We start from the raw sequence: 12450 nt of genomic DNA, 5'->3' as shown, positions 1-12450 counted from the left end.
CAAGGAGCTGGTTACTGATGTTCCCGAGACAATACAAAACATACCTTCAAGGATTGAAGATATGCCCCAGGCAAGCGGACTGCAGTTCACCGCCCGTGTTGGTGAACTCCCCCAAGATCTATTCGCCGTGGTTGGCTTTGCGCTGACCGAAGGCCTCTCCGACCTCTTTCAGGGCCGGCTCGAACTGGCCAGCACCGATCCTTCGATCCAGGCAGCCGATGTGCTGGAACAGCCCGTGGATCTGGTGGTCTGGCAGGATGGCGCGCCGCTGCGGCGCTTCACCGGCGTGGTCAACGAATTCGCCCGCGGGGACACCGGCCATCGGCGAACCCGCTACGAACTCGTGATCCAGCCGCCGCTGTGGCGCCTGGGCCTGATGCACAACAGCCGCATCTTCCAGACCCAGAGCGCCGACGCCATCGTGCGCACCCTGCTGGAAGAGCGGGGCATCGTGGACTCCGTGTTCGACCTCAAACGCCCCCCGGAAGAACGGGAATACTGCGTCCAGCACCGGGAGAGCGATCTGGACTTCATCAACCGGCTGGCGGCCGAAGAAGGCTGGCACTACCGCTACCAGCACGGCAGCGTGGATGGCGAAACCCAGCCCGGCTTGATCGTCGCCGATCATCACGGCGACGCCCCGAGACTGGATAACGTGACCTACAACGCCAAAGCCGGTGGCAGCACCAAGCAGGCCTGCGTCTTCCGCTTTAGCTATCAGGAACGGGTTAGAGCCGCCTCCGTCGCCATGAAGGACTACACCTTCAAGAACCCCGCCTACGCCCTGATACACGAACAGACCAGCGGCAACCTGAACCAGCGGGACGATTATCAGCACTACGACTACCCCGGCCGCTTCAAGGCTGACGCCTCGGGCCAGCCCTTTACCCAGACCCGGCTCGACGCCCTCAGAAACAACGCCAGCACCGCCAACGGCGAAAGCAACCGACCGGACTTCACCGCCGGGGCCAAAGTCGCACTCACCGACCACGACACCGAGACCCTGAACCGGGAATGGCTGCTCACCGCCATCACCCACACCGGCAAACAGCCCCAGGCCCTGGAAGAAGAGGGCGGCAGCGACCCGACCAGCTACCACAACGAATTCAGTGCCATCCCGGCGGACAAGACCTGGCGCCCCATCTGCGAACACCGCCCCCTGATGGACGGCCCCCAGATCGCACTCGTGACCGGCCCGGACGGGGAAGAAATCCACTGCGACCAGTACGGCCGGGTCAAAGTCCGCTTCCCCTGGGATCGATACAGCCAAAACGACGAACACAGCAGCGCCTGGCTAAGAGTCAGCCAGGGCTGGGCCGGAGGCCAGTACGGCTTCATGGCCCTGCCGAGAATCGGCCACGAAGTGATTGTCTCATTCCTGGATGGCGACCCGGACCAGCCCATTATCACTGGCCGGACGTACCACGCCACCAATACACCGCCGTACTCGCTGCCGGAACACAAAACCCGAACCACCCTGAAAACCCAGACCCACAAGGGCGAGGGCAGCAACGAACTGCGGTTCGAGGACGAAGCAGATCAGGAACAGATCTACGTTCATGCCCAGAAAGACCTGGACCTGCTGACCGAACACAACCGCACCGAAGTGATCAGAAACGATAGCCACCTGACGGTGGAGAACGACCGCTTTGCCCACACCAAAGGCAACAGCCATCACACCGTAGATGGTGAGCACCGCGAACAGATTGGCGCTGATTACAGCCACACCGTGAAAGGAAATCATCACAGCAAGCAGGGCAAAAATCAGCTGGTGGAAGCGGGAACGGAAATCCACCACAAAGCTGGCATCAAAATCGTCATCGAAGCCGGCGCGGAAGTCACGCTGACCGCCGGCGGTAGCTTTGTGAAAGTTGACCCGAGTGGTGTGACGGTTTCCGGGCCGCTGGTACGCATGAATTCCGGCGGTGGGCCGGGAAGTGGTACTGGGGTGTCGGCGCTGGCGCCGATTCAACCAAACGCCCTTGCGGATCAGGAGCAGCCGGGCAGTGAATCGGCGCAGTTGGCGGCAACGGGAGTACGCATGAATGGCGTAGCAGATACGTCGCTATCGCCAAGCGTGTCGTCGGCCAATGCCAGCGACTCAGAGGCCGGGATTGTTACGGGGATTTCGGCATTGACCGCGACTGTATTTGCCCAGGTTGCCAAGGCCGGTAATACGTTTGTCTCCGGGTGTGAGTTCGATAGTAGTGGGCATTGTGTTATCCACAATCACGATCGTCAGAGTTCACCTGCGAGCCGTACAGTGGATAATGGCGGCGGTGCTCAACAGAATGATGTCAACGGCATGGCACAACCAGACCGCAGTCAGGATGGCGGAAATGCCGAAGGCGCTGGAAACAACGCGCAAATGGAATTAAGCGTGGAAGGAGAGGCGCTGCTGAAAAGCGTCGAGGAATTGCGTCTGAGTCCATACGATGACCAGACAGGACAAAATATTTCTACTTGGGTCAGAGGTGCGACCATCGGGTATGGCCACTTAATCTCAAAAAGTGAGTGGCCTATTTACAAAAATGGAATCACGGCTGATCAGGCTGATGCTCTTTTTGCCGCGGACGTGGCGCCTTTTGTTGACTCCGTTAATGAAGCGATCAGCGTTAGCCTTTTGCAGAACCAGTTTGATGCGGCTGTCATGCTTGCGTACAACATCGGTATCTCGGGCTTCTCCAGCTCTTCTGCGGTTTCCCTGATAAATGATCCGCAAACGTCCACGCCTTATTCGAACCTGGAAAGTGCTTGGAAGGCATGGAATCGTTCGCAGGGTTCCGTTAATCAGGGGTTGGTGAATCGTCGAAAAGCAGAATGGGATGTCTATTCAAATGCCACCTATGAAAAGTGGTAGCTTAAATACAGGGGACCGTTGATGTTCAGAAGTTTTCTAGTTCTCATGCTGAGTTTAATTTCGGCAGGCTGCTTAGCCGTTGGTGGCAGTAATAATGCAACGACTTGCTCAGGGCATGCACTGGGCGATATTTATTCCAGCTACGTAGTCTTCGATATTGTTAAGTATGGTGGGGGGCTGACTACAGAGTCATCGGCTCAAGAACATATTGGTGAACCGGTTTTAGTCTATCCCAATAAATTCCAGGTCAGGGATTTCGTCATTTCCAATCCATCCTATGAGTTGGAGTGTTACCCAGTACCTGAAGAAGGTGAGATAGATGTTAATCGCTGGAGTAACTTTTACGGATTCGGGTTGGATAGGACTTCCATTAACGTCTTACACGTTTATGACGAAGGCGATGCGGTCGGGGAGGCTTCCATTAACCTTGAGCTGGTGAATGGCCAGCTTTGGGAAATGTATGATGGCTGGATTTATAAGATGAAAGCCCCGGAGGGCCGCAAGCCGACGGAGGTCGGTAAATAACCATTCTTTCAATCCGACTGCGATGGACCTCGAGTCACCTATGAGCATAATTGAATCGATACCTCAACAAACGGAAGCACCAGAACAGACAGACTTTGCCATTCTGGACCTGGCCCAGAAAGACGAAGGTCAGCTACTGGGCTGGCTGTACAGCCATGTTGACCAGCGAGAGATTCCTTGGGCGTCTCTGTACCAGGGCACGGCGCTGGCGAATCACTGGACGACAGGTCCCATTCTGATTGAACTCAGGGAAGCGCCGGCATTTCACCAGGCGTTGATTGAGCGCTATCAGAGTGAATGCTTGGGCATGCTGATTTCCGCGCCCGATGTCAGTCTTGAGACAATGGCAGATCACCTGCGCCTGCGAGCTATTGTTGAAAAGGACGGAAAACCCTCCGTCTTTCGCTACTACGATCCCCGCAGCCTTGGCCCTTTGTTTGCCGTTCTGGAGCCCCTTCAACAACAGCAACTGATTGGGCCGGGCAGTCAATGGTTGTGGTATCACCACGGGCAGTGGCAGCAAGCGTCATCATCGCGACAGGATGGCGAATTCAGTGAAAATAAATCATTTGTGATATCGGCTGAACAACTGGCAAGAATGGATCAGGCCCGGTCTCACCTGTTCGCCCTGTCACTGGCGCATAATTACCGAGGTTATATTCCCTCAGACGATGCCGATAGTTTTGTGTTGAGCGAAGTAAAGGCGGCCCAGGAATTAGGATTAGCGACCCAGGCGGACCAAGATCGCTGGCTCCGTATGGCCATCAAAGTCCAGGGGCCGCTGCAGGAATCGTCCCAGTGGCGACAACTGGCCCAAGGTACGGACCAGACACCCCTCCAGATCCTCAGCCAACTGGAATGCGAACAAGGACGTTAACGCATGTTGATTGATCAAGACTCCCAACAGCCCACAGCAGGGGGAGAACTTCCGCCCCCGCTCGTGCCCGAAACCGATCTGACCTCCGCTTATTCCGAAGCCCGACCGTGTCAGGACTGCAAATTCGCCACCGTGATCTACGTTACCGGCCACCGCAGTTTCTGGCTGATTCCCCAGGGCGTACTGGACAAGATCGAAACCAGTGCCGACCGGCTTCAGGCCGCTGCGACGCGGGATACCCTGGAGCAGCGAATGGCCGAACTGGAAAAAGCCGGATTAACCGACCTGTTCCTTCCCGCAACCGCTCAAAGCTTCTTATTGCCGATGGAGCAGAACGAATGGAATGAGCTGGTCCGCGAAAACCAGGCTGCTGAACGAGAGTCTGAGCGACTTGGTCAAGAGATAGAGGTGGCTGAGAAAAGGTATCTCGAGCAGGTTGAAGCACTGGGCGATGGCGAGAGCTATTATCGAAACCGATTGTCGTTGACCGCAGAGTGGCACCATCGACGACAGCAAATTCAGGACAAGCGGGATGCTCTTCAGGACACTATTGATGACCGCAAGGACCGCCTCGATGAACTCCGCGATCAGGGCTTTGAAGCGGCCAGGGAAGCTGGTTTCGATGTGGTGAATGGCAACCTGTACTCGCCAGAGCAAAAAGGCATCAAGCAGCTCCTTGAGGACTACATGGACGCTCGGCAAGCCTTCGAAGACGACGAGTTCGAGGATAAGGAAGAGACAGAGCATTTTATAAAGGCCATTCGCAGGAATCGGACCTTCATGGCTTATGAACTGGATCAGGAAACACCGAGCCGTCGTAGACTTGAAGAGTACCTGACGGCGCTCAATGTGCTCGAAGGGGAAATGCTGGACTACGCCACCACCATTCTGGATTTGGCGAACATCGGCATCGCAACCCCGGAGTACGCCTTGGCCAATGGCCAGAGCAAGGTTACCGACGGCATTATTGAGCTGGCCGACTTCAAACGGCTGCAGTGGGACATCGAGCAACTGACCGAAGATATGAAAGAACAGGGCGGCATCTGGCATCAGGTGATCGGGCGGAATGGCCCTGCACCAGCCGCTGAACTGCTCAGCTACCAGGTCAGAATAGAAGACTGCGAGGCCCAACAGGAACAACTGCGCTGCACGGCCCGGGAACGGGCGGAAGCCCTCGTCCCGCCCCGGATGTTCGTGTGGAACCCGGCCGAGTATCAAGCCAGCCCCTACAAATCACTGATGCGCCCAGGGGTGCCCCTCAGGGAGTTTTCCTTGCCCGGAGGCGGTTCCACCTTGCGGCACTTCTCCCTGCGGGACCTCCCCGGTGGTGAAGAGCATCTGGACGACGATAACGACGTGCTTGGCACCATGCTTGACCTGGCCAAGGCCCTCAAGGCCGCCCAGAAACCCGGCAAGGACGAAGCCCTGGAGAAGCTCCTGACCGCCCAGGGTGCGAAGAAATACCCATTGGATGGCCATTGGTTCGATAACAATGGCCTATTCCTGCCAGAACGATTCTATGACTCCATCAAGGATGAGGGCGTCCTGGACCTGCAAAGCCAGGAAGACCTGGACGCCTGGGGCATCCGGCTCAGATCCTTCCTGTTTGAGTCGGAAGCCAAGCGGCACCTGCTGGGCTTTGATGACAGTTATACGGGGCAGTTCATTCGTCTGGTCATTAGCGGCATTCCGGGCGACTTGGGTGAAGAGCTGCAAAACACCCTCAACGTCGAAGTGTTGACCGGTGCGAACGGGCCGTCCTTAGCCCTTCCTGATTATGGAAAGGACGATGAGGGACGGCGAAAGCTGGGCTATACACTGGCAGACACCGCCGTCGGAGCCAACCTGACCTGGCGCCAGGGCCAACTGGACTTGCTGTCCATGAAATTTCCCAAACCGGAAGAGGCGGAGACGGTGATCTTGCCGTACATCAGCGAAGGCGGCAGAAACGAACTGGAAGTGGGGCGCTTATACTGCGAGCTGGATGTGAAGTGCTGGGGCCATGTGGGAGCGCGGATCTTGCTGAGCCACTCGGTTGGCGTTGAGTTGGTGGAAGGCCAAGGCGTCCAGGTGACTGGTATCGACCCCAAACAGCGAGCGGTCGATGGTGCCAAGTTCGACGCCTTTGCCGGCGTGCAGGCAGGCCTGATGGCCCGTGCCGAAATGAAATGGGCGATCCCTGATCGATTGCGCCAGTCCGAGAAATGGCGGCTGATCAACGAAGACGTGCCCGAGTGGACCACCCTGGGGGTGGTGAACGGCGAACTGGTGGGCTCGGCGGGTATCGGTGCGGGAGGGGATATCAGCATCGGTCTCAAAAACAAGCGCTTGGTCTTGCGCGTTAAGGGCAAGGTTGTGGCCGGGCTGGGCGGCGGCATGTCGATGGGGGTGGAACTGGCCTACGACACACTCCCCCTGTGGATGCGGCTGTTGCAGCAGGAACTCCACGACAATGGCTACCGCCGGGTGTACTGGATCGACCCGGAAGCGTTTGAATACATGAGCATGCTGATGAACCTGTGCCTCTCCACCGCACTGAAGATCTCCTTCCTGGCGGCGCAGAGTTATGACTTTGTGCAAAAGGTGTATGACGACTTCTACAGCAGTGAGAATGCCGGGGTTGTGGCGGTGAGGATTCACGAAGCGATTGAAATCGCCGAAGGCCGCCTGATCCCGACGGACGATGTCCCCAGAGTGACGTTGAACGAGTACAAGTCCTGGTTCCTCGGCTTGCAACCGGAAGCCATCGGCCCGATGCTGCATAACCTGGTGTCTGAGCCGGTTGAGTTTGAGGGCGACGATGGGCAAGAACCAAAAACAGCAGAAGAAATGCTAAAACTCCAGCAAATCTCCATCCTGCAATGCCTGCGCTGGATCAACGACTCGGAGCTGGTGCGGCCAGAATCCTATCGCGGCGCAACACCCAACCGCATCCAGCGTCAGTTTGAGGAATCCGTTACCCGAATGAACACCCACGGCACCAAGCCCGAGGGCGACCCGCGAACCGTTGCCCGAAATAACGTGGCCCGGTTGGATGAGTTTATGGGCCGAGACATCGTTCAGCCAATCGACAATAGACGATTCCAGGGATACCGAACACTCCGCAAAAAATTCAGTCTCCATCTATGGGAGCAAGTTTAAGTGATGTCGAAAACCATGTTCCAAAAAGCCTATGCCCTGTTGCTACTGGTTGTAATGTCTTGCCCTGTTTGGGCACAGACGGATCAGGAACGGGCAGAGGCGTTGTTTCAGGAAGGTTATATCCTTTACCAGCAGCACTACAGCCCCAACGCCTTCACCAAGTTCAAAGAGGCGGCTCAACTGGGCCATGCAGAGGCGGCCTATTATGCTGGCAATATCCTTCGCCGGAACCATACCTTCATCACGGAAGAAGCGGAACAGTTCTATCGCCAGGCGGCAGAAGGGGGGGATGTCTATGCCATGCTCCGTCTTGCTCAGGACGGCAACTTCTGTGGAACGCTCCGAGACTGTGATTATGACCATGAAGAGTGGATAGACCGGGCCTTGGAGACAGCGCTTCCCAGAGCGGAAGGGGGTGACAGTGAGGCCATGATGGAATTGTTTTCCGTTTATTGGGCGGCTGGCGAAAGGGGGGAAGCTTTTGAGTGGACAGAAAAGGCAGCGGAGAACGGTCATGCCTTTGCACAATTCTGGTTGGCCGTAGGGCTGCTGGATGAGCGGGACATGGGCTTCTACTGGACCGAAGAAGGCCGGCGGGAAGACATCCTCAAGTGGCTCCGGGCCTCGGCGGAGCAGGGGTTTCCGAAGGCTATCCTCAAATTGGCGGTGGAGCTAAAAGAAGATGGCCGGTTTGAGGAAGCTAATGAGTGGGTCGATCGAATGGGGCAGACCGATTATTTTGATGCACTTTTTAACTATGGATTGATTCTTCTGGATGGCCCAGAGGGAATGTTCCGATATCCAGCGGTTCGCCCTGTTGAGGGGTTGGCAGCTTTGATTGCTCTGCAACGCCAAACCGACAGTTCCGAAGTGGAACGGGCGATTGACGATTACAAAGAAACTTTGGATGCCGATGTGATCGCTGAGGCAGAAGCCAGATCGGACGAGTTGTTGGTCGATACCCCCATACTTCACTATCTGCCCAAGTTCGGCATCTAAGGGGCGGTTCTTGTTTTATCGCGTAACGATTAGCCTGATCCTTTGCCTAAGTTGGTCGATACCTGCTTGGGCCGAGACCGATCAGGAGCGGGCAGAGGTGTTGTTCCAGGAAGGTTATATTCTTTACCAAGAGCGACTTAGCCCCGGCGCGATAGTTAAATTTGAAGAAGCCGCTGAGTTAGGCCACGGGGAAGCAGCCTATTGGGTAGGGGAAATTCTCCGCAAGCGATACGCCTATATGACGGCTGAAGCCGAGCAATTTTATCGCCAGGCGGCAGATGGTGGTGAAGTGTATGCGATGTTGCGTTTTGCCCAGAATGGCAACTTCTGTGGCACCTTGCGTGACTGTGATTATGACCATGAAGAGTGGGTCGACCGCGCCTTGGCAACCGCGCTTCCCAGAGCGGAAGCTGGTGATAGTGAAGCTATGATGGAATTGTTTTCCGTTTATTGGGCGGCTGGCGATAGGGGGGAGGCTTTTGAGTGGACAGAAAAGGCGGCTGAGAACGGTAATGCCTTTGCACAATTCTGGTTGGCCGTAGGGCTGCTGGATGAACGAGATATGGGCTTCTACTGGACCGAAGCAGGCCGCCGTGAAGACACCCTCAAGTGGCTCCGGGCCTCGGCGGAACAGGGGTTTCCGAAGGCTATCCTCAAATTGGCGGTGGAGCTAAAAGAAGATGGCCGGTTTGAGGAAGCCAATGAGTGGGTCGATCGAATGGGACAGACGGATTATTTCGAGGCTCTATACAATTACGGTTTGATTCTATTGGATGGCTCGGAGGGCATGTTTCAATACCCAGAAGCCAAGCCGGTTGAAGGTTTAGCAGTACTTATGGCGTTACATCGTCAAACCGGCAGCTCGACGGTACAGAGAAGCATCGGGGGAAGTCCAGCTTTCATCTGTATATGGCTAAGGAGAAAAGAACGGCGCTTAATTTCTAACGCACCGAAACCCACTGGCTAGCGGCATAATGGACTCAGAGACTTCTCTTCGAATTACGGTTGAACTGCTATTTGTGTCTCCATATCGGCTGCCACGTATTACCCGTTCTGGTTCATCCAAGTGTGGTGTTATCCTGCCTGAGTCGGGGCCCTTGGGATTAGTCTTTTCAGAATACTGATAATAATCCGGTTGGTAGTAGTCATTAACCCATTCTTCTGCGTTGCCCGACATGTCGTACAACCCTAATGGGTTAGCTGGAAAGGTACCCGGGGGCGTAAGGGTCGTGCGATTGAAACCGAGGAAAGATAAAGGCTCGCTATTAATATTTAGTCCCAATAGCAGCTCGCCATTGTCGGTAGCATGACGCACCATTTGTCCTCGCGACCGGGCCGCGTACTCCCACTGAGCCTCGGTGGGTAGATCAACGTTGTGACCAGACTGCTCCCCGAGCCAACGGCAGAACGCCTTGGCATCATGCCAGGAAACGGGTGCGGGTAATTCACCTTCGAATCTCTCAGGGGATTCGCTTCGTTTGTCTTCGTAAAAGCGGGCTTTAATCGTGTGACCTGACGTTTCTACAAAAACTTCAAAATCCTCCTGGGTCACTTCAAACTTTTGGATATAGAAATCGTCCAGCACCACCTCGTGGGCCGGAATCGTATCGGCCCCCATGGCCCAGCCACCCGTGTTGCCCATAAGGAATTCGCCGCCTTCGACAAACACCATGTTGTCCAAGTTGCGCTGTACCATCTCAATTTTTTGCCAATCGCGTAGCGCATCACAGCCAGTTAGCTGGATATAAAGAGGGGTGAGGACGATAGCGCCCAACCAGGGGAAGGCTCTCATGCTCGCTCCGTGCGATAAGGTTTCACATTCCATGTATGGCGCGAATGTTACCACCCGAAAGCCCGGAAAAGCATTAAGAGGGCGAAAGCTTTGAGGCTGTCTTCAGTTCATAGAGACGCATGACCACATACTTGCAGACTGGGAACACCCTTTTACGGGGCAGAAGCAGCGCCGTGGGTGTACGTTTTCAGGTGGGTGATGGAGAAACGCGCTACCGCCTACCTCGTGGCTTGCATTAAACTGCGCGCCGATTCGGGGTGACAGGACATCATCCCGAATATGGAAGAATCCACGAATTTTCAGGGACCGAAGATATGCCTCAGGCAAGCGGGCAGCAGTTTACCATCATCCCGAGAATCGCCCACGAAGCCGCAAGAGAGGGGGGGCGGTGAAGTTCAATCTTATACAGATAACGTTGTGCATGCATTTCGCTCTCAGTTTTATCAACAGGCTTTTGCCGAGTCCCCGGTCGGCAGGCCCCGTTCAGCTGGATCCATTTGATGCCTGCCGCCTATGCGGCGTGGTTGTATAAGGGAGTGATTAATGGATTATTCGAAACTCGTAATTGTGTTGGCGTTGGGATTCGCTTCGGGCTGTTCCTGGGATGCCGAGCAACGTCAAGAAGTAGATCCGGCTGCAATCAAGGCCGTGGTGAGCCAGGCCAAGTCAAACATGGTGTTCGTGGAAGGGGGCGAGTTTACTCTGGGTGACCTGGGATTCCGGAAAGGCCTTCGATATACAGGGCTGACGGATGCCAGTATTCCTCCGGTGGATATCACCATCGACAGCTTTTCGATATCCAGGTATGAGACCACGTGGGGGGATTTCATGGTGTACCTTGAATCTGTCCATCGCGCCCGGGATTACACTCGCGAAGAAGGTTATCTGGGTGCGAATCTTGTTCCTGTTACCCGCAGCGATGATCCCTTGTCACCAAACTACCACCTCAAACCCGCCAAGAGCCCGAATTATCAGGAAGCGGAGGGGTACTGTCACTGGCTGGCAGAACAGACGGGCTTACCGTTTGATCTACCGACCGAAGCCCAGTGGGAATACGCAGCCCGAAGCGGCGGGCAGGACGTTCTCTATGCCACCGATACCGGGGCATTGGAAAAAGATACGTATCTTAATCGCCCCAAACAGTATATAGACCCATCCATCCCCCCATCTGGAAACACCCTGATTCACTCTTCGCTCGTGAATGAGCGAAGGCCGGTCGGCACCTACCCTCCCAATCCGATTGGCTTGTACGATATGACCGGCAACGTGGCGGAGTGGACCCGGGACTGGTACCAGGAAGACTATTACCAGCACGCCCCGCACGACAATCCCTCGGGGCCGAGCGCCCCCCCTAATGCCGATAAGCCCTGGAAGTCGGTGCGAGACTGGGCGGGCCATGGTGACACTATGGGAGGCCAAGGAACTGTATTTGCTCGGGCTGGTGAACCAATGGACTCTTCATTTAACGGTTTTCGGTGCGTGGTCAATCAGCCGGAGCCGATTGAGTCGGGTGAGGCCGGACAGTGAGCCATTTTTCCGAGATTGACCGGGAAACCCTACGGGCGGTGGTGGCTGCAGTTCTTGACGATGGTGCATCAGATAGCCAGCTTTCCCAATTTCATCAGTGGATTACATCGGATCTGGCGATAAAGCACACCAAGAGGTCACTTAATTTAGCTTGGGTTCCGGTACCCCTGCAGCAAAAGTCTGAGCGATTGAGGCATCGACTGGCAATGCTCCACGACCCCAGCAACAGTGCCCGGGCTTAGTGCTGGGCACACCTGAAGCCTTGGTCCATTAGGTACGAATTTTCAGTTGGCGGGATGTTATCTCTGAGTATGGTGGTACTTGCGCTATCTGATGTGCGAAACCCTCCAGATCTGATGACTTTGGTCTCGCCAGTCTCGGGGCCTCGGGGATTACTGCTAGGACTTTCCTGATAATAAGTCTTTGAATACCAGTCGTTGACCCATTCAGCACTGTTTGATGTGAGATGGTGAATGCCGAGCGGGTTCGGTGGGTAGCTGTCAACCGGGACCGTTTTCATAATTCCGTCATCGCCAGGAGAATTGACGCCTCTAACCCATTGCCCATTGTTCGTAGCAAACAGAACATTTTCCCCCCGATTACGGGCGGCATACTCCCACTGAGCCTCGGTTGGCAGGTCTACGGATCTATTCGCCAGTTCGCCAACCCAGAGGCAGTAGTCCTTTGCTTCCTGCCATTCCTTTGTCCACGCCGGAAGGTTGGGCTCGA

Annotated in this window: 9 protein-coding genes and 1 pseudogene; 8 read left to right on the top strand and 2 right to left on the bottom strand. The window is 55.6% G+C overall.

Annotation, left to right across the window (positions count from 1 at the left end; all coding sequences use genetic code 11):
- Nucleotides 1-61: 61 nt before the first annotated feature.
- The 7 genes and pseudogenes from D777_RS09640 to D777_RS17655 all read left to right on the top strand — a co-directional run.
- Nucleotides 62-1952, top strand: a pseudogene (locus D777_RS09640) (type VI secretion system Vgr family protein); the annotation flags it as partial.
- 89 nt (nt 1953-2041) lie between these two features.
- The gene (locus D777_RS18315; protein ID WP_319802603.1) at nt 2042-2860 is read left to right on the top strand and encodes a lysozyme; all 819 of its coding nucleotides are present in this window, start codon (nt 2042-2044) and stop codon (nt 2858-2860) included.
- Between the two features lie 21 nt (nt 2861-2881).
- Complete coding sequence (locus D777_RS09635) at nt 2882-3385, top strand: hypothetical protein (RefSeq protein WP_036131390.1); 504 nt, start codon at nt 2882-2884, stop codon at nt 3383-3385.
- A gap of 40 nt (nt 3386-3425) precedes the next feature.
- The gene (locus tag D777_RS09630; RefSeq protein ID WP_160171435.1) at nt 3426-4262 is read left to right on the top strand and encodes a DUF4123 domain-containing protein; all 837 of its coding nucleotides are present in this window, start codon (nt 3426-3428) and stop codon (nt 4260-4262) included.
- Nucleotides 4263-4265: 3 nt separating this feature from the next.
- Nucleotides 4266-7403 (top strand): hypothetical protein, encoded by a 3138-nt coding sequence (locus D777_RS09625; RefSeq protein ID WP_036131384.1) that lies wholly within the window; start codon nt 4266-4268, stop codon nt 7401-7403.
- A gap of 3 nt (nt 7404-7406) precedes the next feature.
- The gene (locus D777_RS17660; RefSeq protein WP_051669053.1) at nt 7407-8402 is read left to right on the top strand and encodes a tetratricopeptide repeat protein; all 996 of its coding nucleotides are present in this window, start codon (nt 7407-7409) and stop codon (nt 8400-8402) included.
- Nucleotides 8403-8412: 10 nt separating this feature from the next.
- Nucleotides 8413-9369: a tetratricopeptide repeat protein gene (locus D777_RS17655; protein WP_051669052.1), complete on the top strand. Its 957-nt coding sequence runs from the start codon at nt 8413-8415 to the stop codon at nt 9367-9369.
- Here D777_RS17655 and D777_RS09610 read toward each other — a convergent pair.
- Nucleotides 9337-10194, bottom strand: coding sequence for a formylglycine-generating enzyme family protein (locus tag D777_RS09610; protein WP_051669051.1), 858 nt, complete (start codon nt 10192-10194; stop codon nt 9337-9339). The two genes, D777_RS17655 and D777_RS09610, sit on opposite strands and share 33 nt — an antisense overlap.
- 543 nt (nt 10195-10737) lie before the next feature.
- On the opposite strand from D777_RS09610, the gene D777_RS09605 reads away from it, so the two are divergent.
- The gene (locus D777_RS09605) at nt 10738-11721 is read left to right on the top strand and encodes a formylglycine-generating enzyme family protein (RefSeq protein ID WP_081849520.1); all 984 of its coding nucleotides are present in this window, start codon (nt 10738-10740) and stop codon (nt 11719-11721) included.
- Between the two features lie 238 nt (nt 11722-11959).
- Here D777_RS09605 and D777_RS09600 read toward each other — a convergent pair.
- Nucleotides 11960-12450, bottom strand: a 491-nt coding sequence (locus tag D777_RS09600; RefSeq protein WP_036131379.1) for a formylglycine-generating enzyme family protein, incomplete at its 5' end; no start/stop codon positions are given.

The sequence above is a fragment of the Marinobacter nitratireducens genome (genome assembly GCF_000708045.1).
GTDB lineage: Bacteria > Pseudomonadota > Gammaproteobacteria > Pseudomonadales > Oleiphilaceae > Marinobacter > Marinobacter nitratireducens.
This window is presented reverse-complemented; position numbering and strand designations above follow the sequence as displayed.

Bases quoted from the DNA above. Each gene is read 5' to 3' on its own strand.
- D777_RS18315 (WP_319802603.1), top strand. From the start codon at position 2,042: ATGAATGGCGTAGCAGATACGTCGCTATCGCCAAGCGTGTCGTCGGCC.
- D777_RS09630 (WP_160171435.1), top strand. From the start codon at position 3,426: ATGAGCATAATTGAATCGATACCTCAACAAACGGAAGCACCAGAACAG.
- D777_RS09635 (WP_036131390.1), top strand. From the start codon at position 2,882: ATGTTCAGAAGTTTTCTAGTTCTCATGCTGAGTTTAATTTCGGCAGGC.
- D777_RS09605 (WP_081849520.1), top strand. From the start codon at position 10,738: ATGGATTATTCGAAACTCGTAATTGTGTTGGCGTTGGGATTCGCTTCG.
- D777_RS09625 (WP_036131384.1), top strand. From the start codon at position 4,266: ATGTTGATTGATCAAGACTCCCAACAGCCCACAGCAGGGGGAGAACTT.
- D777_RS09610 (WP_051669051.1), bottom strand. From the start codon at position 10,194: ATGAGAGCCTTCCCCTGGTTGGGCGCTATCGTCCTCACCCCTCTTTAT.
- D777_RS17660 (WP_051669053.1), top strand. From the start codon at position 7,407: ATGTCGAAAACCATGTTCCAAAAAGCCTATGCCCTGTTGCTACTGGTT.